Genomic DNA, 26,517 nt, shown 5'->3' with positions numbered 1-26,517 from the left:
TCACTCGGCCGCGTCGGTCAGTCGCTGCACCTCGTCGTCGGACAGCGACAGCTGCGAGGCGGCGACGTTCGACTCGAGGTGGTCGGGATCCGAGGTACCCGGAATCGGGAGGATGACCGGCGAGCGCTCGAGGAGCCACGCCAGCGCGAGCTGTCGGCGCGTCGCGTCGTAGGTCTCGGCGATCTCGTCTAAGAGGTCGCCGTGTTCGGCCAGGTCGTCGCCGTTGATCGGGGCCCACGGGATGAAGCCGATGTCGTTCTCGGCACAGACCTCGAGGGAATCGGCCGCACCGCGGTCGTTCAGGTTGTACCGGTTCTGGACGGTCGCGACCTCGACCTGTTCCCGGGCCTGATCGATGAGTTCCGGGGAGACGTTGCTGAGGCCGACCTGATCGACGAATCCCTCGTCTTTGAGTTCCGCAAACGCCGCCACGGAGTCCTCGAACGGCGTGTCGTCGTCTGGCCGGTGGAACTGATAGAGGTCGATGGTGTCGGTCCGGAGTCGGTCCAACGACGTCAGCACCTGATTCCGGATGTAGTCGGGGTCGCCATGGGCGAGCCAGTCGCCCTCGCGGTTGCGCAACAGGCCGGCCTTGGTCGCGACCAGCACGTCGTCGGGGTCGCCGATCGCCTCGCCGATGAGTCGTTCGCTGGTTGCCGGGCCGTAGGAGTCGGCCGTGTCGATGAGGTCGACACCGCAGTCGACGGCGTGTTCGACGACCTCACGGGCGGCCGCCTCGTCGTCGGGCGCGCCGATAATGTCCTCGCCCGTGATCCGCATCGCCCCGAACCCGAGCCGATGGACCGTCGTCTCGCCGATCTCGAACGTGTCGCTCTCGTTTGTGATCGAGTTACTGCTCACGTCCGTATGTCAGCCTCGGGCCCCTTGAGAAGTCGGCTTCCCGAACGATGTGCCGGTTACGCCAGTTGGGTCCGTTTCGCCGTCCGACTCGAGGGATACCACCGTTCGTCTCGCCGGACTAGTATCGTATGGTATCATGCCCCAATCGCTAACTGTCGGGCGACCGTAACGGCGATATGGGTGACCCCGGGCAGTTGTATGCCGTCATCATCGGCGTTCTCCTGCTCGTCGCGTTGGGAGTCAGCGTCCCGGTTCTCGTCGGAATCGCACGGGACGGCCTCGAGCGCCACCGCAAGCGACGGGCCGGTAAACTGGAGCGCGACACCGACGACGAGGAGTTCGACCGCAGGCCCCCCGGAGCATTCGAGGCGGACACGGCGGATCGAACGCGCGTGACGTGTCGTCGCTGCGGTACGGAAAACGACGCCGAATTCACGTACTGTCGTCGCTGTACGACGCCGCTTTGACCGCTCTCGAACGGATCGAGGTAACCGATCGAGGGCCGTTCGTCGTGGGCCGTTCTGCAGTCAGTTCCGTGAGCCGTCGTCACTCGAGAGTCGTATCTCTCCGATAGTATGGAAAATTCTTATAACGTATTGGAAAGAATGCTTTACACGAGATGGCAGAAACGTACTCCCGTAAGCTCTCCGCCGGGATCGGACTCATGATCGCCGGCGTCATCGCATTGACCGTCGGTGCCGACGTGGCACCCGATCCGGAGATCAGCACCGCCCTCGCGATCGGCGGCGGCCTCCTCATCACGCTCGTCGGTGTCTGGTCGTTTCGCCTCGCCGAGCGACGAAACGACTACGACGAACGGTATCTCAAGATCGGCCTCCGGGGAACGGCGGTCTCCCTCTGGGTGTTCTTCTGGGCGGTCGCCGTCTGGACGACCCTCGAGCGCAGTACCGATCTCACGACGCCGGTACTCGAACCGCTGACGTGGCTCATGATCGTACCGTTTCTCGTATTGCCGAGTACGATCTGGTACTACGGACGGGTCATGTGAACGATGGAGAACGATCTCACCGTCTGGCGGGCGAAAGCCGACATCACGCAAGCCGAACTCGCCGATCAGGTCGGTGTTTCGCGACAGACGATCAACGCGATCGAACGCGGGCGGTACGACCCGAGCCTCGAGCTTGCGTTCGAGTTAGCACGCTATTTCGACTGCCGAATCGAAGACATCTTCGACTACGAGCCGGACGACTGAGCGCTGGGAGGGCCGATCGAACGCGTTCGATACCCCGGTTTCGACACTGTCGGTCGTCCGCGCACGGCGGCGCGCCTTTCACGGACGGGCTCGGATCCGCGCCGACCGCTCGCGTTAGAGGTCCTCTCCCGTCGCTTCTTCCGCCGTCTCTTCGACACCCTCAGACACTGCCTCCTCGGTCCCACCCGAGAGGTATCCCTCGATCATCTCGGCGACGATTTTGAGCGCGTCCATAGCGTTCGTTCTCGAATACAAATACAATAAATTAATCGATCATCATCAGTTCGACTGGAGAACACGGCAGTTTCGACGATATGAATCGATACCTGGCCTCACAGAGCAGGCTCTCGGAGATGGACCGAACGGAAACGCCGTCCCGGATTTGACCCGGGGGTCCGGCTTGCTTCGCTGCAGGGGCTAGATGTGGAGGTAGCATCCGCTCGGGAAAATACAAGGCCAAGGCGGCCCATGAGTCGGATATGGTCGACCAGAACGTCGGTGGCCGTGACAGACTCGTCCGCGCACTACTCGCCGTTGTGCTGACGCTCGTCGCAGCAACCACGCTCCGAAACGGCAAGCGCAAGACCGGCCTGCTTGCCCTCGTCGGGGCGCTCGGGCTCGGCTTCAACACGACGACGTGTTTCTGCGGGCTGAATGAGGCGCTCGGGATCGACACGACGACCGACGAGTAGCGCCCCTTCTTCGAGTGAGAGAGCGACTACGCCTCGTTCACAAGCCGTTCAGCCTCGAGTTCCGTTCCCGACTCGAGTAATTCCGACAGAGAATGCTGGTCGACGGTACGTACAATGGAATGAAACGCCCGCCAGCGAAGGGTGCGTTCATGAGCCGGTTCAAATCTCTCCGGAATCGCGGGGGTAACACTGCCGAAATCCACCGCTGTACGGTTAATACACAACGAACCGTAGGAGTATGCCGCCTCCCGGACCCTAAGCCGTGGTTTACATGCTCTAACACACCCCCTGTGTAGATGACGCGAAACGTCGGTTGCCGAATCGAGACACTCCAGGCCCGCATCGACGAGAGCGAAGACCTGAGGGGAGTCCCACGGGGCTGTCGACAGTCCGTCCCACGTCGGCTAACTCCTCCTGAGTCAGCCGGTAGGTCTTAGTCGTCGCCTCGTCAAGCTTCTCTTTGCCTGCTTCGGCGGCGTCCCCCGCGTCGTCTTTTACCTGTTCAATCGGCCCCTCGCCTGTCGCATCCAATGGGCGAATACACGCCTATGTGGTTCCAGCGTCTGTGGTGCTGAACGAGTAAGCAAGTGGTTACCGACTGAACAGGCTACTCTTGATCTGGTCGTACAGCGACTGATCGCTCCCTGAATCGACCAGTCCACCGAGTTCATTCCAGGTAATCGGTAGATCTGGGCGGAACTCGTGGCTGTAGCCGGGAATATCCGCGCTGAAGTCGTGATACGGCGGGTAGAGATCGAAACTGTCGTACTTGCCAGTGAAGCGATACTGGCCGTGGCCGAGTACCCGGTACTCCTCGGCTGGTTCTCCCCCCATCATGAGAGAGCAGTCGCGGATCTGGCACCGAAGGTTGTACACGAGGTAGTCCCGGAACGGGACGGGATCAACCAGCGGTGCCGGGAAGATCTCGACTCGAGCGTCCGGGTCTCGATTCGGCGCGTCACCACGCCAGACGGTTTTGCGCTCGCCTCTGGCGACGTAGTAGGTGATCCCGATGCCCGACACTGCGTCGATGCTGCCGTCGTCGTCGAGATACACATCCTGTTTGTAGATGACCGCATCCTCACCGCCGATCATCTCCGCCGGGAGTGCTTCCGGGCGCGTTGTCTCGCCGATGTCGACATCCGGATCGTCTGCGTAGTGACTCAGACTCTGGTCGAGGAGGTCACCGAAGTAGGTCTCTATCTCCGAGACCGACAGGTCCTGGAGTGCCTGCCGAACCGCCTCGAACCGGTCCGCGTCCAGATCCCACGGCAGCGTGTCGCACTCCGTCTCCTGAGCGACGTAGTACTTCGCGTACCGGCGTGCCTGACTGACGTGTTCACCCTCACTGTATGTGCGCTTATCGGGATTATCTGGATAGCCGTCTTGTTCGTGGTAGGTAATTTCACCATTAAACCCAACATGAATCCCGTGTATTGTCTCGTTGTTGTCAACTATTCTCAGACCGACTCCGTTTTCATCTTCATCTCCAAGAATTGCCTTCATGCTTTTACCTCCTCAACTGAGGGAATACTGTCCGGACGGTCACCCTCGCTAGTCCATTCATCACTGGTGTCGAACTCTTGGTTGGTATTGAGTCCGAGTACTTTACGTGCGACCTTCTGTATTTTCCCGGCTGCCTGTTCACCGAACTGAGTCGTGAGGAACGCCCCCACTGGCACGCCAGCGAGTCCACCGGCCACAGCACCGGCTGGCCCGGCGACGGACCGAGCATCGAGCCTGCTGTCCAGCCCTTCGTTGCGCCTTTGACCGGGCTGCTGGCAGCATCCTGCACGCGACTGGCCACATCGATGTCGTGGTGCTCGATGTACTCGGTGAGTCCTTTCGGCGTCTCGACCGACTGCACCATGTCGACCAATTGGTCTTTCGTCAGTCGGTAGCTCTTGGTCGTGGATTCGTCGATTTTCTCCGTCCCTGTATCAGCGAGATCCTTAGCCTTGCTCACCAATTCTTCCCCAGGCAGCCGCTGAACGTACACGTCGCTCGTTCGCATCCGATGGACGCCGATTTTGCCGCCACGCATCACGCGCTGTGCGGTTTCTTCGGCTTCACGCACCAGACGTCCGTCAGGGTTGATTTCCAACTTCCCCTCTTGGTGGAGCATACTGACCGCCCCACCAGTCTGCTAGCAGATGTGTACGAGAGCATGCTGACGTGTGTAGCGCGATCGGTGTCCCCGTCTGTATTCTCGTCCGTGAACAACTCGCCGGTCTGGCTGGCCAGAGTTACCGCTGGAACAATGCACCCTTGATTTGGTCGTACAGCGACTTCCCGCTGTTCGGTTGGACTAACCCTCCGACTTCTTCCCACGAAATCGGGAGTTCTGGACGGAACTCGTAGCTGTACCCCTCGATTTCCGCGTTCATGTTGTGGTACTCGGGGTACATTTCGAAGTGGTGGTACTTGCCAGTGAATCGATACTGGCCGTGGCCGAGAACTTTGTACTCTGTCGGTGGTTCGACGCCCATCATCAGGTAGCAGTCACGGACCTGACACCGGAGATTGTACACGAGATAATCCCGGAACGTTTCTGGCGCAACAATTGGGGCCGGTGAAATCTCGACTTTTGCGTCGGGGTCACGCGCAGGTGTGTCGTCGTTGCCGTATCGAAGTGTGTCGGTCTCGCCTTTCGACACGTAGTAGGAGACGATCACATCTGAGACCGCGCTGATGCGTCCCGTCTCGTCTAAGTAAATCTCCTGTTCGTACATGACCGTGTCCTCCGAACCGATCATGTCCGTTGGCAACTCGTAGGGACGCGTGAGATCACCGACATCAACTTCGGGATGGTCACGGTAGTGACTCAGACTCTGTTCGAGCAACGTTCCGAAGAACGATTCACTCTCTTCGGAAGAGAGTTCTCGCAGCGCCTGCTGTACCGTCTTGAAACGTTCGGCGTTCAAATCCCACGGGAGAGTCTCGTATCCTCTCTCTTTAGACACTATGTACTGAGCATACCGTCTGGCCTGACTAACGTGTTCTCCTTGTTCGGTCGTCCGTTGAGCGGGTTTATCCGGATACCCCTCCTGACCGTGGTCCTGAATGGATCCATCAGGTTCAATCGCAAGCGCGTGTTCTACCTGATTATTATCGGTTATTTCTACGCCAACAGCCCTTTCATCTTCTCCCAGAATGTTAGCTTCCATAATCATGACCCTCCAAATCTGTCCTTGATCGAGTCGACGATACCATCTGTATCCTGCTCATCCGTGTTGAACTGCTGGTCAGTGGAGGGTCCTAGTCTCTCTCGGAGTGCCTTTTGGATGGTACCGCCGAGTTGTTTGCCGAACTTGGTCGAGAGGAGATACCCGATTGGCACGCCGGCAAGCCCACCCGCGACAGTACCGACGGGACCAGCGAATGAACCGGCGAACGACCCGGCCTTCCAGCCTTTCATTCCCCCACGGAAGCCGCTGCTCAACGACTCCTGTAGGCTGCTTATCGGTTCGATACCCTTCGCTTCCATATACTTGCCCAACTCTGAGGGGTCGGTGACCGATGAAACCATCTCTTTCAATTGCCCCTTTGTCAACCGGTACTGTTGTGTGGTCATCTCGTCGGTCTTCTCGACGGCTGCGTCCTGAGCTTCCTGGGCCGTTTGTTTGCCCGCAGCCATCATCATCTCGCGATTCTGTTCGTTCGCGAGCATCCCTGCAGCGTACTGCATCGATGCAGCGTCCATCCGCTGGACGTGTACGTCGCTCGTTCGCATGCGATGGACGTCGATCTTGCTGCCACGCATCACGCGCTGTGCGGTCTCCTTGGCTTCGCGCTCCAGACGTTCGTCTGGGTCGATCTCTAACTCGCCTTCCTGTGGGAGCATCGAGACGGCACCACCGGTTTGCTGGCGGACGTGTGCGAGGACGTGCTGCCCCTCGGCGGATGAGGGATCGTACTCGCCGGTGTTGAACGCGACGTGGTTGCCGACGGTACTAACAGCGGTCATCAGAGTGGTCAGGAGGGTAGTGGCGTGTGGTCCCCATCGCGTTTGTGGACTTCGGGGTACATCTCGAAGTGGTCGTAGCGGCGCGCGTCACGGAAGTTCCCGAAGCCGGTCACCTGGAACGGCTCCGGGGGAACGACACCCATCTTGAGGAAGCAGTCCCGGACCTGACACCGGAGGTGGTGGTCCAGATACTCGCGGAACTCTTCCATCGAGTCGGGTGCGTACGGCAGCAGCGAGAGCCGGGCTTGAGCCTGGTGCGTGAACGGCGAGTCGGCCTCGTCGACCTCATGCTGCCCGCATCGGTTCGGATAGCCAACGTGCAGGCCGGAGATTCCCGTGATCGTCAATTCCGTCTCGACCTCGTCGATGCCTTCGCGCTCGACGATATCGGCGAGGTCGTCCTCGAAGGCGCGCCAGCATTCGACGGTGTCGTCGTCGAGTTCCGACGCTGGTCGGACGGTGCCATCAGCGTCGACGCCGTGGGCATTCGCGAGTGCTTGCGCGCGGTCGGTGATATCCTCACCGGCGACCTCCAGCCCGAGGTAAATATCTGGCTCGTAGACCACCGCGTCAGGCTTTCGGACATCCGACGGAAGTTCGCGGGGGCGGTCTATAGTCGAATCCTCGTGACTGCGGAGTTGCCGATAGAGCGCACCGAAGTAGCGCTCGAACTCACTGTCGGAGAGACCGTTGATGCCACGGCGGACCGCGTCGACGTACGCCGGGTTCTCGACGTGTTCGACCGTATCATAGCCGCGCTCGGCGAAGACGTAGTACTTCGCGTACCGACGCGCCTGATTGTTGTGTTCGTTCTCCTCGGACGTCCGAAGGTCAGCGTCGTCCGCATACGCCTCGCACTGATGCCCCGTTATTTCGCCCTCTTTGTTTATTTCGACAAGGTGTTCCGCGCCATTGTTATCAATGATACTGAGACCGACTAACGTCTTGTTTTCACCTGTAATCTTCCCGTCCATTGTTAGTCACCTCGTCTTTTCGCGACACCATCGAGACCACCGTGGTCTTCTCTGGCTTCGAGGAACTCTTGGTACATCTGGGCCATGTCGCTGTACATCTGTTCGAGCTTGTCGGCCTCGCCGCCTGGTCGGTTGTTCATGAGCGTCCCCATCAGTTCCTTGGAGACGTCCTTGGCGACGGCAGTGCCGCCGGCGATGAGCGCGCCCATGCCTGCGAGTTCGGGACTCCCAGTCATCGCGCCGACACCGAATCCGACACCAGCACCGGTCGCACCCTTGACCGCTGCGCCCTGCCAGTCGAACTCGTCGGGTGCCCCTGGCGCGGCTTCTAGGAGCGTCCCCATCATCTGCTCCTGGCGGTCTTCGATACCCTGAATGTTCGATTCGTTCTGCTCGATGCTGCTCTCGTGGTCACTGACCTGCTCTTGGAGGTCTTCGACCGCACCGTACAGCATCCCGTCGCCGTCCGCTGACATCCGCTGAACGTACACGTCGCTCTTTCGCATGCGATGGACGCCGATTTTGCCGCCGCGCATCACGCGCTGTGCGGTTTCTTCGGCTTCACGCTCCAGACGTTCGTCCGGGTCGATCTCTAACTCGCCTTCCTGTGGGAGCATCGAGACGGCACCGCCGGTTTGCTGGCGGACGTGCGCGAGTTCGTGTGCGAGGACATGCTGACCCTCAGCCGAACTCGGGTCGTATTCCCCGTGGTTGAACGCGACGTGATTCCCTACAGTGAACGCGCGGGCGTTGATGTCCTCGCAGGCTTTCGCAGCACTGGGTCCGGTGTGAATACGGACATCGCCGAGCGAATCACCCATGCGCTCCTCCATGGCGCGCTGGATGCTCGTGTCGAGTTGCTGGCCGGGCGAGGAGATGACGTCCCGAACGCTGTCGGGAACCTGCGTGTCACCAGCCTTGCTCGGTGCGTTGTGCGCGCCACGCGAGCGCTGGACGGACTTGTTGTTCCGGCGTTCGATATCCGTCGGTACCTCGGCCGGGCGTTCTTGCTGTCGGTCGCGGAACTCCTCCATATCCCAGGGTTTGCCTATCGTGTCGACGGGCATTCCCTCCTCGGCCCATTCGCGGACCTGCTGTGGACCGTGGTTCTGGGCGAGCCGCTGCAGTTCGACGTCGAGACCCTCCTTGTAGAGGTCGACGCCGAACCGCTCGCCGGAGGACTGGGCGGCCGTAAAACTGGTAGAACGAGACGAGTGCGACGACCGCTCGCGGTCCAGGCTCCCGCCCCCGGACCGCTCGGTGTCGCTACTCACCTCGCTCATCGAGCGAAATCCCATCTTCCGATTAGTAAGACAAACGTGTATTTAATACTTTATCATATTTCATCAGTAAAACCAATGGCCGGGTGTGGATAGCGACACGACAGGTCCAAACACTCATACACCCTGTTAGATTCCCGCTTAGCCGTGTCCCTAAGCGGGACTTCAGTAAAACACATTCCTACCTCTCCGTGCCGCACCCCCGGAGGGTGGAACACCGAGCTATGCAGAAAGAAGCAGAGATTGCTGGAAAATAGCCGCACTAGATAGTGTTGCCACTACCGAGGCGGGTTCAGCCGAGGTGATGCCACGCCACTGAGGCGAAGGATTTCGTCTCGGTCTTATCCATCGACCGGACGCCAGAGTCGATCTCCTTCTCGTATTGGGTCTTGGCTATCCGGTACCGATCCTCAGGCATATCGGCAGCAGTCCACAGCTCGTAACCTTCCCGGACCTTTCGCTTGATATCATCTACGACACCGAACTCCAGCCGAAGTTCTTCCCCATCCCGATCTCGGACATCGATATCGTGTTTCGCGGCCCATGCGATGAACACGCTCGTCGATTGATCCAGTCCGCGTTCGGCCGCTTCGATCGCCTTGGCACCGGCTTCCGCAGCTCATCTCGTCGCTTCCCTGGCCTCTTTCACTGCGTCGTGGACGAGATCCGCGATATATTTTGATCGAAGAGCCGACTTTCGGATGTGCGATCGATCGGTTGTTATCCAGGCACACCGCCTGCTGCGCATAGTAGTGCTTCACCTCCTTCGGTAGCTCGTGTGATGGGAACGCCTCACGGACACGTCGCGGGCCGAGAGTCGCCGTGTGATAGTATCCGGGGCGATCTCGAGCGTGTTCATCGCTGTCGTACTGAACGAGTTTGCGTCGCCCCGTGCGGTCGTTCTCGAGCAGATGACCCAGTTCTATCGGACCGTCCCGCGCATGCACTGGGCCGCTCTCGTTCTTGTCGACACGCACGTACCGCTCGGCATCAAGGATCGTCGAAAAGTCGTGTAGCTCGTCGAAGTACCGGCTGTTGATTCCGACCGCGCGCGCCGCGTGCTGGATCAGTGGGTGATAGCGATCGAATTCGATATTCGAGCCTTGGACGTGGAGATTCACTCCTTCGTGGAGATCGTCGGGGACACTGATTTCGTTACCACCCTCGCTTCGCATCCCCTTCCATCGCGGCGCGATATGAGCGTGGAACGACCGTTCTCCGCCAACATCTTCGCCGCTCTCGACACTGAGATCGAACTTGCGCATCTCTGCGAGTCGGAATTCGGTGCCAGTCGGGAGCTGCTCGCCGGGATGCTCGAGCCCGGAGTCACGATAGGATAACGTCGCGCGCCACGGCTCGCCCTCGAATTCGAACTCGGCGTGCTGACTCCCGTCGCCGTCCTTGATCCGACTATCGCACGCGAAGAACGGATCGAGACCGTGCGCGGCGAAGAGGAAGTGCGCCGCGAACTCGTGGGGCGCGGTCTCGATCAGCTGCACCCGCGCTCACTCCCCTTGCGAACGACGGCATAGAGACCACTGAATAGGGGGGTTGTGGTTACGGCATGTAAACCGAGAAGGGGATGCCGCCTCCCGGATTTGAACCGGGGACAGCTCGATCTTCAGTCGAGTGCTCTCCCAGTCTGAGCTAAGGCGGCGCATCTCTTTCTCCGTCCATCGTATAAAAAAGGATTTCGAATCGCGATCGTCGTTCCGATCGGCTTACAGGTGGCCGGCCGGCGACCGGACCGCTCGAGTACGGGTGTGATTCGTGAGTAATGGAGGCGATACACGCGACTCTACATGCCATTACCGGCGTCTGTTGGAATTTCGGATATTCAAGACACCCTTTTGCGCCCCGGGAGGTAATACCGTGTTATGGAAGCCCTTACCTCGAGTCAGGAGGCCCATGAACTCGACGCCGACACGATTCTCGAGCTGTTAGCGAACCGCCGGCGTCGCTACCTCCTCTATGCCCTTCGCGGTCGGGAGGACCCGATCGAACTCTCGACGCTGGCCGAAACGGTCGCGGGCTGGGAACACGACGTCCCGCCGGACGAGGTCGCGAAAAACGAGTACAAGAGCGTCTACGTGTCGTCTGTCCAGTGTCACGTCCCGAAACTGGACGACGCCGGCGTCGTCGACCACGACGAGGACAACCACACCGTCGTCCTCGCGGACAACTTCGACCAACTCGAGCCGTACCTCCGGATCGTCGTCAAGGACGAACCGGAGAACTCGACGCTGCATGCCGCCCTCCAGACCGAGTCGGGCGAGGGCCTGCTCGGTCAGATCCGTGAGAACGTCGCCCGACTCAAACAGTAACGCCAGCACTGCGGCCGGCGTTGGTCGGTCAGACGTCTCGACTCGAGGTCGTTTCTCCCCGTTTGCCGGACCGCTCGGAGCGGCGGGTTTGAACACGGTAAAGTCTCGGCTGGGCTCGGGCGGGTTCGAACAACGCGAAGACTCGCTCACTGGGTTCGCGTCGCCTTCTCTCGTTCGAACCGCCCTCGGTCCATATACCTGCTGCTCGCGAAGTTGCTCGCAACAGGAAGTGGGCTCGGGCGGGTTCGAACCACCGACCTCGGCCTTGTAAAGGCCGCGTCATGACCAGCTAGACCACGAGCCCGCACCCGAGACGAGTAGGTCCGTCCGAATAACCTTTACTCTCTGGCCCCACAGGAATCGTGCATGGCGCTCGAGTCCGTCTGGAAGGGGCTGCTGGTGATCGCCGCCGTCTCGATCATCGGCGTCGTCCTCGTGCAAGCCGGGTTGGTCTCGGTTCCGTGGGGACCGGACGAGGGCGAAGTCCGGATCTTCGACGACGAGACCGACGACGAGTCGACCACGCGATCGGATACCGGAGACGGCACCGCGAACGAAGCCGACGGCGGGAACGGCTCCAGCGGTGGGACTGACGGCGGCAGCGCCACCGACGACGGTGACGGCGATGCCAGTAGTGACACGGACGACAGCGGTTCCACTGACGCTGACGACGGCTCGAGTGCCAGCGACGACGGTGCCACGGACGACGGGACCAGCGCCGAACCCAAAGCCGTCGTCGACGTCGAGGTCGCCGACGACCGCTCGGAACGCTACACCGGCCTGAGCGATCACGACACCCTCGAGCGAGGCAACGGCATGCTGTTCGTCCACAATCGGGAGCAGGAACTCACCTACGTCATGCGCGAGATGGACTTCGACATCGACATCATCTTCATCGATGCCGACGGCGAGATAACTCAGATACACCACGCCCGCGCACCCGAACCCGGCGAGGACGGCGAGGACCTCGAGTACTCGGGCCGCGGGAAGTGGGTCCTCGAGGTGCCCCGCGGCTACGTAAACGAAACCGGGATCGAGGTCGGCGATCGGGTCGAGATCGACCTCGAGTCGACCGAGACGGCTATTTTCGACGTCACTCCCGGAGTCGACGCGCTCGAGCAGTGGGCGCTGGCCGATCCCGACGCAACCCCGACGGCGGCCGTCCGCCCCTGACGTGTTTCGATTCGTAGATAACCCTTATTGCCGGCGATCCCGGAGCCGTGTGCAATGAGTGGCGCCGACTTGGACGAGGACGATCCCTTCGAGGAACAACGCGAGGAGATCGAGAACCCGATGAAGCGGCTGTTCCTCGAGTACGGATCGAACTACACCGGTGCCGCGGTCGTCGGGATCATCGCGAGCTTCTTCGCCCGAATCCTGGATCTGCTCCCCGCGCTCATGCTCGGGATCGCGATCGACGCCGTGATCCGACAGGACATCCCGTACGCCGAGGCGTTCCCGATCGGCAGCGGGTTCGTCGGCCCGTACGTCCCCGACGGCCGAATGGCGCAGTTCTGGCTGACGGTCGGAATCATCGCCGGTTCCTTCCTGCTGTCGGCGGTCTTTCACTGGACCCGAAACTGGGGGTTCAACACCTTCGCCCAGAACGTCCAACACGACATCCGGACCGACACCTACGACGAGATGCAGCGTCTGGACATGGGCTTTTTCGCGGACAAACAGACCGGCGAGATGATGTCGATCCTCTCGAACGACGTCAACCGCCTCGAGAAGTTCTTAAACGACGGGATGAACTCCCTCTTTCGGCTGCTCGTGATGGTGGTCGGGATCGGCGGCCTGCTGTTTGCGATCAACAGACAGCTCGCGCTGGTCGCCCTGCTTCCGGTGCCACTGATCGCCGTCTTCACCTACCTGTTCATCCAGACCATCCAACCCAAGTACGCGGCAGTCCGCTCGACCGTCGGCAAGGTCAACTCCCGACTCGAGAACAACCTCGGCGGCATTCAGGTGATCAAGTCCAGCACGACCGAGTCCTACGAGTCCGACCGCGTCGAGGACGTCTCCCGGGAGTACTTCGACGCCAACTGGGGCGCGATCCGTACCCGGATCAAGTTCTTCCCCGGCCTGCGGGTCCTCGCGGGGATCGGCTTCGTCATCACCTTCACGGTCGGCGGACTCTGGGTCACACAGGGCCCGCCGGGACCGTTCACCGGCGGCCTCTCGACCGGGATGTTCGTCGTCTTCATTCTCTACACCCAGCGCTTTATCTGGCCGATGGCCCAGTTCGGACAGATAATCAACATGTATCAGCGGGCCCGCGCCTCGAGCGCCCGCATCTTCGGGCTGATGGACGAACCCAACCGGGTCGGAGAAGAGCCCGACGCACCCGATCTCGAGGTAACGGAGGGCCGGGTCGAGTACGACAACGTTTCTTTCGGCTACGACGAGGAGCCGATCCTCGAGGACATCGACTTCACCGTCGAGGGCGGCGAGACGCTCGCACTGGTCGGTCCGACCGGGGCCGGCAAGTCGACGGTCCTCAAACTCCTCTTGCGGATGTACGACGTCGACGAGGGCGAGATCCGCGTCGACGGCCAGCGGGTACAGGACGTGACGCTGCGGAGCCTGCGCGAGTCGCTTGGCTACGTCAGCCAGGATACGTTCCTGTTCTACGGCAGCGTCGAGGAAAACATCAAATACGGCACCTTCGACGCCGACCGGGAGGACGTAATCGAAGCCGCGAAGATGGCCGAAGCCCACGAGTTCATCCAGAACTTGCCGGAGGGGTACGACACCGAGGTCGGCGAACGCGGCGTCAAGCTCTCGGGCGGCCAGCGCCAGCGACTCTCGATCGCCCGCGCGATCCTCAAGGATCCGGACATTCTGGTCCTCGACGAGGCGACCAGCGACGTCGACACCGAGACGGAGATGCTCATCCAGCGCTCGATCGACGACCTCGCGGAAGACCGGACCACCTTCGCCATCGCCCACCGGCTCTCGACGATCAAGGACGCCGATCAGGTGCTGGTCCTCGAGGGCGGCGAGATCGTCGAACGGGGTACCCACGAAGAGTTGCTGGAAAACGGCGGGCTCTACTCGCATCTCTGGGGCGTCCAAGCCGGCGAGATCGACGAGTTACCGCAGGAATTCATCGAACGCGCCCAGCGCCGACAGGCCCGTACCGAAGCCGGCGACGATGACTGAGCGATAGCCATTAATTTTCCACTCGGTTTTTCGAAAACGTCTTTGTAATGCGATTTTTAAACCGCCTTAATGTCAGAACTAACACCGTTGTTCGATCCAGCGGACTATTTCGAATCACGGACCCGCCCTATCCGGGGAACGGGCGTGTTCGCTCTGCACCTCCTCGTCCAGCTAGTAGGGATGTACGTCGGGGTTACGCTTCTTTTCGATCAGGTCGAGAACCTCGATCCGGCGCTCGAGCGAGAGGTAATGTCGGCCGTCTCCGGTGTTCTCTTCGTCAGCGCTATCGTTCTCGTCATCGGGTGGGTCGTCGTCGCTGCGGTCGTCCACTACGGAAGCGGCGGCTCCCGGACGACGGGGACGTTCGCGGACGCGCTTACCGTCTCCGGCTGGGCGTACGCTCCGAACGTCGTCGCGTTTCCGCTGCTGTTCCTCTACCAGTGGCGACACATCCAACAGGTCTCGTTCGATGGGTCCGATCCGGAGCGGCTCGTAACCGAATTCGAAGCGATGCAAGCCGAGATGACGATGTCCCCGTTCCCGTTTCTCGTACTGATCGCGGTAACGGTGTGGAGCGTCTACATCCTCGCGTACGGTGTCGCAGAGACCCACGAGGTACCGGTCGAAACGGCCGCGATGCCGGCGATCGCCGTCGGCGTCGGCTCCGTCCTCCTCGCGTTGCTCGGCTGACGCGCTCAGAACGACTCCTGTTCCTCCTGTCCACCCTGATCCGGACCTCCCTCGTCCTGTCGCTGCTCACCCGACGCGGGTGGCGTGCGGTCGCTGTAGTTCTTCCGTCCGATCGCCTCGTCGCTGACCATGTTCATGATCGCCCCTTCGACTTCTTCGTAGTCGCGGTACTCGTCCTCGCCGAGCGGTCCGATGAGGTCCTCGAGGGTCGTCGTGTTGCCGCTCATCTCGATCGTCTCGTCGCCGTGTTTCTCGAGGAGTTCGTCGTGGCCGATCGGGTACGACTCGCTCTCGAGGGTCTCCTGCAAGCCGCCGAGTTCGACGCCGCGTTCGCGGCTATCGTCGGGCATGGGTCGTGAAAGGAGTCGGCGACGCAAACGGGTTGGGCCTGCGTTCGCCGTGACGCAGGCGAGTCGCGAACTGAACGTCGCTCCCGGCCTCCCAGCCGTCGACACCGCGGGTTTGATGCCCGCGCGGTCGGAGTGTTCGGCCATGCACCTCTCCGAGAACACGTGGACCGACGTTCGGGACCTCGAGACCGACCTCGCGGTCGTCCCCGTTGGAAGCACGGAACAGCACGGACCCCACGCTCCGCTCGGGACGGACGTAGCGACGGCCGAGGCGGTCGCCGACGCCGGGGTCGACCGCTGCGAGCGCGAGGTCGTCCGCGCGCCGGCGATTCCGGTCGGGATCGCCGAGGAACACCGCCAGTTCCCGGGCACGATGTGGGTCTCCGCGGACACGTTCCGGGACTACGTCGGCGAGGCCGTCGCGAGCCTCGCTCACCACGGCTTCGACCGGGTCGTCCTCGTCAACGGCCACGGCGGCAACGTCGACGCCCTCCGGGAGGTCGGCGGTCGACTCACGCGGGACGGCGACGCCTACGTCGTTCCCTTCACCTGGTTCGACGCCGTCGGCGACCACAGCGCCGATATGGGCCACGGCGGCCCCCTCGAGACGGCCCTACTACGTCACTGTGATCCCGACTCGGTTCGGGAGGACCGCATCGACGAGGCCCGCGACGGCGCTGCCGACGGCTGGGGCGAGTGGACGAGTCACGCCAATCTGGCCTACGACGCGGCCGAGTTTACGGAGAACGGAGTCGTCGGTGATCCGGGTGAAGGCGACGCTGCTCGCGGCGCGGAACTGCTCGATCTCGCCGGCGACGCGCTCGCTCGGCTGCTCGAGGCGGTCGCCGAACGCGACGTCTCGCGGCCCGCGGACCGATAGGTCGGCGAGCCCGAGGGCGGCCGATTACTCCTCGTCTTCCTCGTCGTCCGCTTCGTCCGCGGCGTCGGCCGCCTCGTCGTCGGCGGGACCGGCGTCCTGCAGCGTGCCCCGAAGCGCCGGGATCGTCGACGTGAGTTCGCCGACCTGCTCGCCGGCCTCGGCGATGTCCGTGATCGCGTCCCCGAGGGCCTCGATCTCGGCCTCGAGGTCGTCGGCGTCGTCGAAGGCGTCGGCGCGTTGGCCCATCGTGAACCACTTCTTCGCGTCGCGGAGGTGATCCTCGGCGTCGCCGACTTCCAGCGCGGAGTTGAGCCCGTTGAGCGCGCCCAACACGTTGTCCGCGTCAGTCTCCCAGACGTCGTCGGCGTCGGGCAGGGCCGCCCAGGCCGCCTCGAGCGAGGACTCGACGTCCTCGCGCATCTCGTTGGCGGCTTCCCCGAACAGTTCCTCGTCGTCGCCGAGCGTCGCTTGGCTCATGTCACCGTCTTTGCGGGCACGGGGGTTAAAAGATAGCCCGAAAGTGAAAGTGAAATCAGTCGCGAGCGGGTCGATATCGGTCGAACGGCGGCACGATTTCGAAAGGGAGGTCCTCGGTCCGGCGGCGGATCGCTCGCGTCCGCCCCGTTCGGCAGCGAGCCGACGACCGCTCCGGACGGACGGCCAGACGCAAGCGACGTGTCCGGACCGTCGCAATCGTCGCTCCACGAACATCGGAATCCCCTTGCCGGCCGCAGACGAGACCCATCGTATGAGTTCCGAGACACCGACCGACGCCGAGACGGCCTGCTTCGAGGCCGGCATCAAGTTCGGCTCGCTGTACCACCAGTTCGCCGGCACGCCCGTCTCACCCGAGAGCGCGCCCAGCCTCGCGACGGCGATGGCGGAATCGATCGAGAACCAGCCCCACTGTCGCGAAGTCACCGTCGACGTCCGAGCCGACGAACTCGAGGCCGCACTCGCCGAGTCGACGGCCGACTACACCGAACTGACGGGGCGCTTCCTCGAGGTCGAAATCGTCGTCGACTACGAAGGCTGTACGGTCGTCACCCGCATGGAAATGGAGGACGGCTATCCGCTGATGCGACTCGAGTCGGTTCGAGAGTGAATCGATCGGGGGGCGTGTGCCATCGCCGACCGCACGCCGGGCAAACCGCATGGTACTTATCGACGCTTTCCCTTCCACCGAACGAATGGCACAGTCAGTCCTGCTCACCGGGGCTGCGGGGCGGGTCGGAGACGCCATCCTCGGCGGCCTCGCGGACGACTACGAGTGGCGATTACTGGATCGGGAGCCGCCGACCGACGACCAGCCGGGCGAGTTCGTCGTCGCGGACATCACCGACGCGGAGGCCGTCCGGGAGGCGATGGACGGCATCGACGTCGTGATCCACCTCGCGGGCGACCCGCGGCCGGAAGCGCCGTGGAACAGCGTTCTGACGAACAACATCGACGGCACGCAGACGGTCTTCGAGGCGGCCGTCGACGCCGGCGTCGAGGCGGTCGTCTTCGCGTCCTCGAACCACGCCGTCGGCAACTACGAGACCGACGAGCGAACGCCCGAGATGTATCGCGAGGACGACGACTACCTGCTCGACGGGACCGAACTCCCCCGCCCGAGCAACCTCTACGGCGTCTCCAAGGCCGCCGGCGAGACGCTGGGTCGGTACTACCACGACGAACACGACCTCTCCGTTGCCTGTGTGCGCATCGGCAACCTCACGCAGGGCCACCCGCCGATCGACTACGAGCGCGGGCAAGCGATGTGGCTCTCCTACCGCGACTGTGCGCACCTGTTCGACCGCTGTATCCGCGCCGACTACGACTACGAGATCGTCTACGGCATCTCCGACAACGACCGCAAGTACTACTCGATCGCGCGCGCTCGAGCGGCGCTGGGCTACGACCCGCAGGACAACTCCGCGTACTACGACGGCGAGGAGCAAGTCGTCGAACCGGACGCCTGACAAGAGCCGGCAACCGACTCCGACGAGCCCGATTTTTTGTCGCCGCCGGTCGGATCGTGATCCATGGAGTACACGACGCTCGGCTCGACCGGGATGACGGTCAGCCGAATCTGTCTCGGTTGTATGAGCTTCGGTACGGAACGGGAGTGGATGCTCGACCCCGAGGAGAGCAAGGCGTTGATCGACCGCGCGATCGATCTCGGCATCAACTTCTTCGACACCGCGAACGTCTACTCCACCGGCGAGTCCGAGGAGATCCTCGGCGACGCGCTCGCGGGCTACGACCGCGACTCACAGGTCGTCGCGACGAAAGTCTTCGGCGAGATGGATCCCGGCAACCCCAACGCCAGCGGCCTCTCCCGCAAAGCCATCGAGCAGGAACTCGCGGCCAGCCGCGAGCGACTCGGGATGGACACCATCGACCTCTACCAGACCCACCGCTGGGACTACGAGACGCCGATCGACGAGACGCTGCGTGCGCTCGACGACGCCGTCCGCCGCGGCGAGGTACGCTACATCGGCACCTCCTCGATGTGGGCCCACCAGTTCGCCGACGCCTTGCAAACGAGCGATGCGTTAGACCTCGAGCGGTTCGCGACGATGCAGAACCACTACAACGTCCTCTATCGCGAGGAGGAACGCGAGATGTTACCTCTCTGTGACAAGGAAGACGTCGGCGTCATCCCGTGGTCACCGCTGGCCCGCGGCGTCGCGACCCGCCCCCACGAGGAGATCGAGTCGACCACGCGCGGTCGGACCGACCAGTACCTCGAGCAGATGTCCTATCTCCAGGGCGGCGGCGAGGCGATCAACGAACGGATTCAGGAGTTGGCCGCCGACAAGGGCGTCTCGATGGCCCAGATCTCGCTGGCCTGGCTGCTCCACAAGGAGTGGGTCGATGCCCCCATCGTCGGCACGACCAGCGTCGAACACCTCGAAGACGCCGTCGAGGCACTCGAGATCGACCTCTCGGATTCCGATATGGAGTACCTCGAGGAACCGTACGAGCCGTTGCCGGTGGCCGGACACCAATAAACTATAGCAGGCCGGCCTCGGTCAGCACCTCGGCGACCCGCTCGAGGTGGGCCGTGTGTTCCGTCCCCTCGAGACCCTGGTACATCGTCGTGATCGAGAGGTAGTCGGCCCCCAGCTCCCGCCAGGCCTGGGCGCGCTCGATCCACTCGTCTTCCTCGTCGGGGATGGCGTACATCCGACCGCCGAGGCCGATCTCGTCGGGATCGCGGCCCGCTTCCTCGGCGTACTCGGCGAGGTCCGCGAGGTGGGCCTCGGCGTCGTCGCCCGGCTGGAACTGGGGTAACCAGCCGTCCGCAAGCCGGGCGACCCGGCGCTTGACCGGCTCTGCCATCCCGCCCATCCAGAGCGGGATCGGTTGCTGGACCGGCAGCGGTCGGATACCGGCATCGGGAATCTCGTGGAAGTCGCCGTCGAACTCGACGAGGTCGTCGGTCCACAGGGACCTGAGGACCTCGACCTGTTCCTCGATACGCTGTCCGCGCCGCGAGAAGTCCTCGCCGAGCGCGACGTATTCGGGCTCGTTCCAGCCGACGCCGACCCCCATCCGAAATCGGCCGTCGGTAAACCGATCCAGCTGGGCGGCCTGCTTCGCCACGAGCGCCGTCTGGCGCTGTGGCAGGACGAGAATCCCCGTCATGAACGTCAACGCCTCCGTCTGCCCAGCCAGATAGGAGTACGTCGTCAGCGGCTCGTGGAACGTACTCTCGTAGTCGTATGGTCCGTCCCATCCCTCCCGGTCCGGGTTCACCCCGAGGACGTGATCGTACGCCAGCACGTGTTCGTACCCCGAGGCCTCGACCCGCCGTGCGTAGTCGGCGAGCGTCTCCGGGTCGTGGCCGATCTCGAGTTGCGGTAACACGGTACCGATTTCCATACCCCGGCGTTCGGACGGGGCCGACTTGAACCTCCGGCCGCCGGCGAACGACGGCGGCTATCGGCACGCTGGCCGACCACGTGCCGCTCAGAACGTCACCTGGCGAATCGTCGCCCGAGACTCGAGCGTCGACGCATCAGAACAGTCCCTCGACGTCCTCCTCGCGAGCCCGCCGCCGGCCGACGTGGTCCGTCAGGCGCTGATAAATGATCCCCCGATGCTCGTCCTCTCGGACGAAATCGAACACCAGCGTGATGAACCGACTGCCGTCCTCGCCGGCCGCGAGGGCGTCCTCGGCGTACTCTCGAGCCCGTGCGACCGGCTCCGGGTCGTAGCCGAACTCCTCGGCGAGGACGACCGCCGCGATCGCCGTCGGCTCGAACGCGAGCCCCGAAAGCGAGGGGGACCCGTCCTCGTGTTCGATCGGGACTGGCGGGCCTCGCTCGATCCGTTCGGGATCGGTCGCGAGTTCGGACAGCGCGGTCCGGATCGGCTCGAGTCCCAGATCGCGGTAGTCCGCAGGCAGCCCCGCGAGGTACTCGCCGCCGCTCTCGGCGAGCCCGACCGCGCCCTCCCAGTTTCGCTCGCGGGCGTGGTAGACCGCACCGCTGTACTGGATGAGCCCGTGGAGCAGCCGCTCGTCGTCGCTGCCGGACTCGCACTCGAGCCAGCGATCCTCCCAGGCGTCGTGAGCGGCGTGATAATAACCGGCGTTGAAGATCGCGGCCCCGGCTCGAAGGTGATCGCGCATAGCCGTGGTTGGGGCTCGAAACTCGAGAACGTGACGAAAACGGTGACCGCCGGATACCTCGTCGAGGAGCGACCGGGGACGCACCGGGAGCGAACGGCCCCGTCGCCGCCCGACGACGCGTACCGCCTCCGGCAGGGCGGGCAGACGACTGTGGACGGGTCGATTCCGGGACGTGTGATCCCAACCGGTTACTGGCCGCCACCGGTGCGGCGGTATCCGTTGTGAGGGGCTCCGTACGGATTAGTATGGTATTGCTTCCGGCGTTTCCGAGCGCGTTCGAGGACGGTAAGCATTCCCTACCGGCCGGTCAGCTCGAGCGTTCAGGCATCGAACCCGTCCTCGAATCGGAAGATCCCGTTTCGCTGGACGACCTCGCCGTCGATCTCGAGGCGGGAGTCCGTGCTGACGTCGGTGATCAGGTCGACGTGGACCGCCGAATCGTTGCCCGACTGGCCGTCGGGAAGACAGGCGTCGTACGCTCGGCCAAGCGCCAGATGGACGGTATCGCCCATCTTCTCGTCGAAGAGAATGTTGTCCGTGTAGCGGTCGATCCCGCGGTTCATCCCGATACCGAGTTCGCCCAACCGGCGCGCGCCGTCGTCCGTCTCGAGGACATCGCCGATCACGCCTTCGCCCTGTTCGGCGTCGTAATCGACGACCGCGCCGTCCTCGAACTCGAGGCGGACGTTCCGGACGGACTCGCCCCGGATCGTCATCGGCACGTCGAAGGTCACCTCGCCCTCGGTCGCGTACGGCGCGGTGAAGACCTCGCCGCTTGGCAGGTTGTGGGAATCGTAGGCGACGGAGGCGGCGCTGTTGACCGCCGTTCGGCCCTCGATCGACATCGTGAGATCGGTGTCGCTCGAGACGAGCCGCACCTCCGAGCCCGCATCGAGGAGGTTTTTCAGTTGCGCCATCTCGTCGGCCAGCGACTCCCAATCGCGCAGGATAGCGTCGTAGGCGAAGTCCCGGTACTCCTCGTAGGCCATGTTCGCCTGCTGGGCCAGCGAGCGCGTCGGATGCGCCGTCGACACCCAGCGGGTCCCCAGTCGCGTCTCCCGGATCTCGTTTCTGGCCTCGGTGTAGGCCCGCCGGCGCTCGCCCGGCACGTCCGCCGTCGCGCTCGTGTTTCGCCCGCCGCCCAGCGAGAGGTAGACGTCCGCGTTCTCAACGAGCGCGAGTTCGTGGGCGGGGGCCTCGTCGAACGCGTCGTCGTGGGCCTGCAGATATGCCCGCGTGACCTCGCCCGAACTGTACGTCGCGAGCAGGTTCGCGCCCCGCTCGCCGAGTTTCTCGGCGACGGCCACGGCCAGTTCGTGGGCGTCCGGCCCGACCGAGACGACCACGTCGTCGCCCGCCTCGACCCGCGCGCTCCAGTCGACCAGTACCTCGGCGTGTTCGCGGACCCGTTCGTCCATACCCGCACCTCTCGAGCGGGCTACTAAACGCTCCCCGTTCGGACCGAGAACTCCGGGGCTGTGAGGAGGGTGACTGCGAGCCGCGAGCGATCAGGCGGTGCTGGCGTCCTCGGCCGGGACCCCCTCGCGCGAGCGCACGAGCGAGACGATGGCGTAGACGACCGGGGTGTCCAGGAGGGCAATCGCGAGTTTCAGCAGGTACTGGCCGACGATCAACGAGAGCAAGAGGTCGGGCTTGAGGACCGTACCGACGCCGAGGACGGCGGGTGCAACGGCGAACGCGACGACGACGAAGATGACGGTATCGATGGCCTGACTGGAGGCCGTCGACCCGATGTTCCGAAGCCAGAGCTTCTCGGGGCCGGTGTACTCGCGGATCCGATGGAAGACGAGAACGTCCCAGTTCTGACTGACGACGTAGGCCAGGAGACTCCCCAGTACCACGTTCGTCGACGCCCCCAGCGCGGTCTCGAACGCGCCCGGATCGACGCTCGAGGGGGCGGCGGGCGCGGCGATCGTCGACCAGACCAGCGCGAGAACGACGAAGTTCAACACGAAGCCGACGTTGACCAGCACCTGTGCGGCGCGGCGACCGTACAGTTCGGTGTAACAGTCGCTCGCGAGAAACGTCAGTGCGTAGGCGAGCGCGGCCCCCGGCAACGCGAGCTGTGCCCCGGTGATCGGGATCGCGACGGGTAGTTCGAAGGCCAATACCTTCGAGGCAGTCAACTGTGCGGTGACAAGCGCCGTCACGAAGAGGCCGATCAACGAGACCTGGGCGGCCGTTGGAGCGCCCGCGGATCGTTCCTGACTCATGCCGCCGCGTATCCGTCGAACTCACCTAAACGATGCTACTTCGCCGCCGTGATCGCCGTCCGTCGCCTCGAACGGCGGTCGGACGCATCGACGATAATCCGCGTCCACTGTTCGACTCCCCATCGAACGCGCGCCCTCGAGACGAAAGCGGTCCGAAGGCGTTCTTGACGGACGGTCACTCCGCTTCGAATCGGGCCCAACGGTATCGCCAGTGTCACGAACTCTTGAGACGGTTTTAACGAATGACTACGGGGACAGTTGGGGAGTACATCCAGTTGGAGAGCTGTTCCGTGGGTTTCCGTCCGATTCCGCCACCCACCACTCGAGAAAAACAGGTTCCGCCGTTTCTTTGCAGTTCGCTCGTCACCCGTTTCCTATTATAGCTCAGTATTTTTCTTTCGGCTGCGGAATAATTGCACAACTGTTATACGCATCGCGGGTCTCTCTGGAATTGCAATGGCGAAAGGAAACGTTGATTTCTTCAACGACACAGGCGGCTACGGTTTCATCGAGACTGACGACGCGGACGATGACGTTTTCTTCCACATGGAAGACGTTGGCGGTCCGGACCTCGAAGAAGGCACAGAGATCGAATTCGACATCGAACAGGCCCCCAAGGGCCCCCGCGCCACCAACGTCACCCGCCTGTAATACGGCTACTTGCGTTCGGTAACGGGTTTCACAGTTCGAATACCATTCTTCGCAACGCAGACGCCTCGAGCGACTGCGTTCTCCCTTGCTCGGGCGAACACTCCCTCGTCGCTTCGATATAGTTGGTCGTTACCGAGTGAAATCGAACCCATCGATCCGAGAGCCTCAATTAGTTGCCCGAAACGACTTCGGAACGGTTGATACGAAATCGATAACAAATAGTCGGATTCCCGTTCGTCCACCCGAGTACACAATGGACGATCTGACTGGGTTTCAACGAGACCTTCTGTACGTGATCGCGGGGGCCGATCAGCCGTCCGGCCAAGACGTCAAAGACGAAGTCGAAACGTACTACAACAGCGAGATAAACCACGGGCGGCTGTATCCGAACCTCGATACACTCGTCAACAAGGACCTCGTCGAGAAAGGGCAACTCGACCGCCGGACGAACTACTACGAGATCAGCGACAGCGGCCAACAAGCCATCGAACGACGCCGCGAGTGGGAGCAACAATATATCAGCGACTAATCTCCGCCGACCGCCACACGAGGTCGATACCACGGGGCCGCCACGGACGGCAACCGCCCGACGCCACGAGTACCGAATAGGCCCTTGTCCCGACCATCCCGCTCGACCCAGTCAGCACCGCCTCGAGCCGCCATCCGACCCAAAATGTGGTGCCGATGCGATTCACCGTCGCGTCTCGGTTCCCGGCTCCCGCGACTACCAGTTTTCACACCAATCGACCCCCGACTGATCGCTCCCTCGCTCGCTGAAACCCGGGGCTACTTACGTCGGGAGAGCGGTTGCTATACTATCCGAAAAAGGCGCTGTCCGTGGCGCAGTCGGGGCCAGATATCGGTTCGACCGCCCGAGACGTGATCGAAGCCGGTTCTCGCCGTGCAGCACATCCGTCCGGCAACCGTTCTGGCCGCATGACTGTCCACAGGACTGCTCTGATCGGTCCCACCAATGGAAATCGAAATTGCGACGATCGGCGGTTACGAGGAAGTCGGCCGACAGATGACGGCTGTCCGCGCTGGCGACGACATAGTGATCTTCGACATGGGTCTGAACCTGTCGAAGGTACTCATTCACGACAACATCCGAACCGAAGGCATGCACAGTCTCGATCTGATCGACATGGGTGCCATTCCGGACGACCGGATCATGAGCGATCTCGAGGGCGACGTCCAGGCGATCGTGCCGACCCACGGCCACCTCGACCACATCGGTGCGATCAGCAAACTCGCACACCGGTACGACGCCCCCATCATCGCCTCCCCGTTCACGCTCGAACTGGTCAAAGGCGAACTCGAGGAGGAAGGCAAGTTCGACGCCGACAACGAACTGATCGCGATGGATCCCGGCGAGACGACCTCGATCGGCGACAGCGGCGTCCTCGACCTCGAGTTCGTCAACGTCACCCACTCCATCGTCGACGCGATCAATCCCGTCCTCCACACGCCCGAAGGCGCCGTCGTCTACGGGCTGGACAAACGGATGGATCACACCCCCGTCATCGGCGATCCGATCGACATGGAACGGTTCCGCGAGATCGGCCGTGAAGGCGAGGGCGTCCTCGCCTACATCGAGGACTGTACCAACGCGAACAAGAAGGGCCGAACGCCATCCGAGAACGTCGCCCGCGAACACCTCCGTGACGTCCTCTACAGCATGGAGGACTACGACGGCGGCATCGTCGCGACGACGTTCTCGAGTCACATCGCGCGGGTGAAGTCTCTCATCGAGTTCGCTCGAGATATCGGCCGGCAGCCGATCCTGCTGGGCCGCTCGATGGAAACCTACTCCGGCACCGCGAAACAGATCGGGATCGACTTCCCCTCCGACGTCGAGATGGTCGGCTACCGCCAATCCATCGAGCAGACGTTCGAGCGGATCATGAACGAGGGCAAGGAGAACTTCCTCCCCGTCGTTACCGGTCATCAGGGCGAGCCGCGTGCGACCCTCACCCGTATGGGCCGCGGCGAGACGCCCTACGAACTGGAGGACGGTGACAAAGTCGTCTTCTCGGCACGGGTGATTCCGGAACCGACCAACGAGGGCCAGCGCTACCAGGCCGAGAAACTCCTCCGCATGCAAGGTGCGCGCATCTACGACGATATTCACGTCTCGGGGCACCTCTGTCAGGAGGGTCACTACGAGATGCTCGATGCGCTGCAGCCCGAACACGTGATTCCGGCCCACCAGAACATGAGCGGCTTCTCGGGATACGTCGATCTGGCCACTAATCAGGGATACAAGCTCGGACGGGATCTGCACGTCACCTCGAACGGGAATATCATCGAACTCGTCTGAGTTAGCCAACAGCGGTTTCTCTTCTCTCAGTTACAAACAGCATAGAGTGTGCGACAATAAATACGAAAACCCGCATAGTAGCGACTATGCGGGTTGAAGTATGAATGGAAGCGGCGAAACGGGGTTCCCAGAGGGTCGCCCACTCCAGTACTAACCGTAACGTAGGCGAGCTTATCTTCCGTGTTCGGGATGGGTACGGGAGGCACCTCGCCACTATGGCCGCTGTAATGCCGACCGGCGGAATCGAACCGCCGTCAGACCACGATCGGTATATTTCGGCTCTATTGGCCGA

The 26,517-nt window shown here is 62.6% G+C and carries 29 protein-coding genes, 2 tRNA genes, 1 rRNA gene and 1 pseudogene; 15 read left to right on the top strand and 18 right to left on the bottom strand.

Annotated features, from left to right (window positions below; translation table 11 throughout):
- Positions 1–861, bottom strand: coding sequence for an aldo/keto reductase (locus ACERIM_RS12460; RefSeq protein WP_373632879.1), 861 nt, complete (start codon positions 859–861; stop codon positions 1–3).
- A gap of 176 nt (positions 862–1,037) precedes the next feature.
- Between ACERIM_RS12460 and ACERIM_RS12455 the strand changes: the two genes are divergently transcribed.
- The 4 genes from ACERIM_RS12455 to ACERIM_RS12440 all read left to right on the top strand — a co-directional run bounded on the left by ACERIM_RS12455 (position 1,038) and on the right by ACERIM_RS12440 (position 2,766).
- A complete protein-coding gene (locus ACERIM_RS12455; RefSeq protein ID WP_006649984.1) occupies positions 1,038–1,328 on the top strand; it encodes a zinc ribbon domain-containing protein in 291 nt (96 codons plus the stop codon).
- 152 nt (positions 1,329–1,480) lie between these two features.
- Positions 1,481–1,870, top strand: a complete 390-nt coding sequence (locus ACERIM_RS12450; RefSeq protein ID WP_100243426.1) for a hypothetical protein — start codon at positions 1,481–1,483, stop codon at positions 1,868–1,870.
- Between the two features lie 3 nt (positions 1,871–1,873).
- Positions 1,874–2,074, top strand: a complete 201-nt coding sequence (locus ACERIM_RS12445) for a helix-turn-helix transcriptional regulator (protein WP_006649982.1) — start codon at positions 1,874–1,876, stop codon at positions 2,072–2,074.
- A gap of 479 nt (positions 2,075–2,553) precedes the next feature.
- Positions 2,554–2,766 carry a YgaP-like transmembrane domain gene (locus ACERIM_RS12440; RefSeq protein WP_006649981.1) on the top strand — a complete coding sequence of 71 codons (213 nt, stop codon included), beginning with the start codon at positions 2,554–2,556 and terminating at the stop codon, positions 2,764–2,766.
- Between the two features lie 591 nt (positions 2,767–3,357).
- On the opposite strand, the gene ACERIM_RS12435 is transcribed toward ACERIM_RS12440, so the two are convergent.
- The 9 genes from ACERIM_RS12435 to ACERIM_RS12395 all read right to left on the bottom strand — a co-directional run bounded on the left by ACERIM_RS12435 (position 3,358) and on the right by ACERIM_RS12395 (position 10,644).
- Positions 3,358–4,272, bottom strand: a complete 915-nt coding sequence (locus ACERIM_RS12435) for a hypothetical protein (RefSeq protein ID WP_006649980.1) — start codon at positions 4,270–4,272, stop codon at positions 3,358–3,360.
- Positions 4,273–4,276: 4 nt separating this feature from the next.
- A complete protein-coding gene (locus ACERIM_RS12430; protein ID WP_006649979.1) occupies positions 4,277–4,891 on the bottom strand; it encodes a hypothetical protein in 615 nt (204 codons plus the stop codon).
- 121 nt (positions 4,892–5,012) lie between these two features.
- On the bottom strand, positions 5,013–5,933 hold the full coding sequence (locus ACERIM_RS12425; protein WP_049905814.1) for a hypothetical protein: 921 nt from the start codon (positions 5,931–5,933) through the stop codon (positions 5,013–5,015).
- 2 nt (positions 5,934–5,935) lie between these two features.
- Complete coding sequence (locus ACERIM_RS12420; protein WP_373632878.1) at positions 5,936–6,733, bottom strand: DUF4157 domain-containing protein; 798 nt, start codon at positions 6,731–6,733, stop codon at positions 5,936–5,938.
- 8 nt (positions 6,734–6,741) lie between these two features.
- Complete coding sequence (locus ACERIM_RS12415; RefSeq protein WP_006649976.1) at positions 6,742–7,707, bottom strand: hypothetical protein; 966 nt, start codon at positions 7,705–7,707, stop codon at positions 6,742–6,744.
- A gap of 2 nt (positions 7,708–7,709) precedes the next feature.
- Positions 7,710–9,005: a DUF4157 domain-containing protein gene (locus ACERIM_RS12410; protein WP_006649975.1), complete on the bottom strand. Its 1,296-nt coding sequence runs from the start codon at positions 9,003–9,005 to the stop codon at positions 7,710–7,712.
- 274 nt (positions 9,006–9,279) lie between these two features.
- Positions 9,280–9,405, bottom strand: a complete 126-nt coding sequence (locus ACERIM_RS12405; protein ID WP_373632877.1) for a hypothetical protein — start codon at positions 9,403–9,405, stop codon at positions 9,280–9,282.
- A 49-nt stretch (positions 9,406–9,454) separates the two neighbouring features.
- Positions 9,455–10,486, bottom strand: a complete 1,032-nt coding sequence (locus ACERIM_RS12400) for a hypothetical protein (RefSeq protein ID WP_206536558.1) — start codon at positions 10,484–10,486, stop codon at positions 9,455–9,457.
- Positions 10,487–10,570: 84 nt separating this feature from the next.
- Positions 10,571–10,644 (bottom strand) — tRNA-Phe (locus tag ACERIM_RS12395).
- A 220-nt stretch (positions 10,645–10,864) separates the two neighbouring features.
- Between ACERIM_RS12395 and ACERIM_RS12390 the strand changes: the two genes are divergently transcribed.
- Positions 10,865–11,311, top strand: coding sequence for a hypothetical protein (locus ACERIM_RS12390; protein ID WP_006182656.1), 447 nt, complete (start codon positions 10,865–10,867; stop codon positions 11,309–11,311).
- Between the two features lie 230 nt (positions 11,312–11,541).
- Here the strand turns inward: ACERIM_RS12390 and ACERIM_RS12385 are convergent.
- A tRNA-Val gene (locus tag ACERIM_RS12385) sits at positions 11,542–11,615 on the bottom strand.
- A gap of 413 nt (positions 11,616–12,028) precedes the next feature.
- Between ACERIM_RS12385 and ACERIM_RS12380 the strand changes: the two are divergent.
- The 3 genes and pseudogenes from ACERIM_RS12380 to ACERIM_RS12370 all read left to right on the top strand — a co-directional run.
- Positions 12,029–12,484 (top strand): annotated as a pseudogene (locus ACERIM_RS12380) (DUF192 domain-containing protein); the annotation flags it as partial.
- Between the two features lie 54 nt (positions 12,485–12,538).
- A complete protein-coding gene (locus tag ACERIM_RS12375; protein WP_373632875.1) occupies positions 12,539–14,476 on the top strand; it encodes an ABC transporter ATP-binding protein in 1,938 nt (645 codons plus the stop codon).
- A 69-nt stretch (positions 14,477–14,545) separates the two neighbouring features.
- Positions 14,546–15,166 (top strand): Yip1 family protein, encoded by a 621-nt coding sequence (locus ACERIM_RS12370; protein WP_373632874.1) that lies wholly within the window; start codon positions 14,546–14,548, stop codon positions 15,164–15,166.
- A 5-nt stretch (positions 15,167–15,171) separates the two neighbouring features.
- Here the strand turns inward: ACERIM_RS12370 and ACERIM_RS12365 are convergent, their stop codons facing one another.
- Positions 15,172–15,516 carry a hypothetical protein gene (locus tag ACERIM_RS12365; RefSeq protein ID WP_006649969.1) on the bottom strand — a complete coding sequence of 115 codons (345 nt, stop codon included), beginning with the start codon at positions 15,514–15,516 and terminating at the stop codon, positions 15,172–15,174.
- Positions 15,517–15,658: 142 nt separating this feature from the next.
- On the opposite strand from ACERIM_RS12365, the gene ACERIM_RS12360 reads away from it, so the two are divergent.
- Positions 15,659–16,396, top strand: coding sequence for a creatininase family protein (locus ACERIM_RS12360; protein ID WP_373632873.1), 738 nt, complete (start codon positions 15,659–15,661; stop codon positions 16,394–16,396).
- 24 nt (positions 16,397–16,420) lie between these two features.
- On the opposite strand, the gene ACERIM_RS12355 is transcribed toward ACERIM_RS12360, so the two are convergent.
- Positions 16,421–16,873 (bottom strand): DUF5790 family protein, encoded by a 453-nt coding sequence (locus tag ACERIM_RS12355; protein ID WP_006649967.1) that lies wholly within the window; start codon positions 16,871–16,873, stop codon positions 16,421–16,423.
- 271 nt (positions 16,874–17,144) lie between these two features.
- Between ACERIM_RS12355 and ACERIM_RS12350 the strand changes: the two genes are divergently transcribed.
- From ACERIM_RS12350 to ACERIM_RS12340, 3 genes are all read left to right on the top strand, one after another.
- A complete protein-coding gene (locus ACERIM_RS12350) occupies positions 17,145–17,501 on the top strand; it encodes a dihydroneopterin aldolase family protein (protein WP_373632872.1) in 357 nt (118 codons plus the stop codon).
- Between the two features lie 85 nt (positions 17,502–17,586).
- Positions 17,587–18,360, top strand: coding sequence for an NAD-dependent glucose-6-phosphate dehydrogenase Azf (azf, locus tag ACERIM_RS12345; RefSeq protein WP_006649965.1), 774 nt, complete (start codon positions 17,587–17,589; stop codon positions 18,358–18,360).
- 63 nt (positions 18,361–18,423) lie between these two features.
- Positions 18,424–19,395 carry an aldo/keto reductase gene (locus tag ACERIM_RS12340; protein WP_006649964.1) on the top strand — a complete coding sequence of 324 codons (972 nt, stop codon included), beginning with the start codon at positions 18,424–18,426 and terminating at the stop codon, positions 19,393–19,395.
- A gap of 1 nt (position 19,396) precedes the next feature.
- On the opposite strand, the gene ACERIM_RS12335 is transcribed toward ACERIM_RS12340, so the two are convergent.
- The 4 genes from ACERIM_RS12335 to ACERIM_RS12320 form a co-directional block, all read right to left on the bottom strand.
- Positions 19,397–20,269, bottom strand: coding sequence for an LLM class F420-dependent oxidoreductase (locus ACERIM_RS12335; RefSeq protein ID WP_373632871.1), 873 nt, complete (start codon positions 20,267–20,269; stop codon positions 19,397–19,399).
- Between the two features lie 136 nt (positions 20,270–20,405).
- Complete coding sequence (locus ACERIM_RS12330; RefSeq protein WP_373632870.1) at positions 20,406–21,020, bottom strand: DUF309 domain-containing protein; 615 nt, start codon at positions 21,018–21,020, stop codon at positions 20,406–20,408.
- A gap of 320 nt (positions 21,021–21,340) precedes the next feature.
- On the bottom strand, positions 21,341–22,438 hold the full coding sequence (locus ACERIM_RS12325; RefSeq protein WP_006649961.1) for an aminopeptidase: 1,098 nt from the start codon (positions 22,436–22,438) through the stop codon (positions 21,341–21,343).
- 90 nt (positions 22,439–22,528) lie between these two features.
- Entirely contained in the window at positions 22,529–23,254 is a 726-nt protein-coding gene (locus ACERIM_RS12320) for a queuosine precursor transporter (RefSeq protein WP_006649960.1), read from the bottom strand.
- A gap of 456 nt (positions 23,255–23,710) precedes the next feature.
- Between ACERIM_RS12320 and ACERIM_RS12315 the strand changes: the two genes are divergently transcribed.
- The 3 genes from ACERIM_RS12315 (at position 23,711) to ACERIM_RS12305 (ending at position 26,225) form a co-directional block, all read left to right on the top strand.
- A complete protein-coding gene (locus ACERIM_RS12315; protein WP_006182670.1) occupies positions 23,711–23,905 on the top strand; it encodes a cold-shock protein in 195 nt (64 codons plus the stop codon).
- 253 nt (positions 23,906–24,158) lie between these two features.
- Complete coding sequence (locus tag ACERIM_RS12310; protein ID WP_006182671.1) at positions 24,159–24,434, top strand: PadR family transcriptional regulator; 276 nt, start codon at positions 24,159–24,161, stop codon at positions 24,432–24,434.
- A 444-nt stretch (positions 24,435–24,878) separates the two neighbouring features.
- Positions 24,879–26,225 (top strand): RNase J family beta-CASP ribonuclease, encoded by a 1,347-nt coding sequence (locus ACERIM_RS12305; protein ID WP_373632867.1) that lies wholly within the window; start codon positions 24,879–24,881, stop codon positions 26,223–26,225.
- 105 nt (positions 26,226–26,330) lie between these two features.
- Here ACERIM_RS12305 and rrf read toward each other — a convergent pair.
- Positions 26,331–26,452, bottom strand: a 5S ribosomal RNA gene (rrf, locus tag ACERIM_RS12300).
- Between the last annotated feature and the right edge of the window lie 65 nt (positions 26,453–26,517).

Origin of the sequence: Natrinema sp. H-ect1 (assembly GCF_041821105.1) — an archaeon.
GTDB lineage: Archaea > Halobacteriota > Halobacteria > Halobacteriales > Natrialbaceae > Natrinema > Natrinema thermotolerans.
Note: the sequence above shows the minus strand (reverse complement) of the source record. Positions and strands in the feature narration are given on the sequence as shown.